This is a genomic window from Pseudomonas sp. 51_B (assembly GCF_017491595.1).
GTDB classification, from domain to species: domain Bacteria; phylum Pseudomonadota; class Gammaproteobacteria; order Pseudomonadales; family Pseudomonadaceae; genus Aquipseudomonas; species Aquipseudomonas promysalinigenes.
Genome location: NZ_JAFGYW010000298.1, coordinates 1 through 476, shown reverse-complemented (window position 1 = coordinate 476; position 476 = coordinate 1). Strand labels below are relative to the sequence as shown.

Annotated in this window: 1 pseudogene; it reads left to right on the top strand. The window is 61.6% G+C overall.

Features of this window, described 5'->3' with window-relative positions:
• Positions 1–476 (top strand): annotated as a pseudogene (locus J5M56_RS24920) (OmpA family protein); the annotation flags it as partial.

Here is a 476-nt window from a genome sequence, read left to right as displayed (position 1 = left end):
GACCCAGCCGATTACCGATTTCGGCTCGGGCGAGTTCGTGCGCAAGGCCGGTGAACAGGCGATCTTTCGCCTGAATGCCTACAACGCCATGCTTGGCGGCGGTTCGGCGACTTTGCTCGCTGCCGCTGCACCTTGGCAGCCAGGGCGTGGCGACATCAATCTGGGCTCTGTGCGTCTGGGCAGCGGCAATGTGTTGTTCAACAGCTCGCAATCCCAGGCCGGGGGATTGATCAGCGGTCTGCTGGACGGTCGCAGCCCGGTGGTACGTCGTGCGTCTGGCGATGGCCGCGTCTCCGAAGTGCGTTTGTTGCCGGTGAAATTCAGCAAGGCGTTCAACGACTATCAAGGCTGTGTGGCGAAATTGCTGCCGCAGGATTTCGACCAGATCAAGCAGTCGCAGAGCGGCTTGCCCGGCGAAGGCGGTGAGCTGGACCCGGCTGCCAAGGCCAAGCTGCAAGTGATGCTCGAATACATGA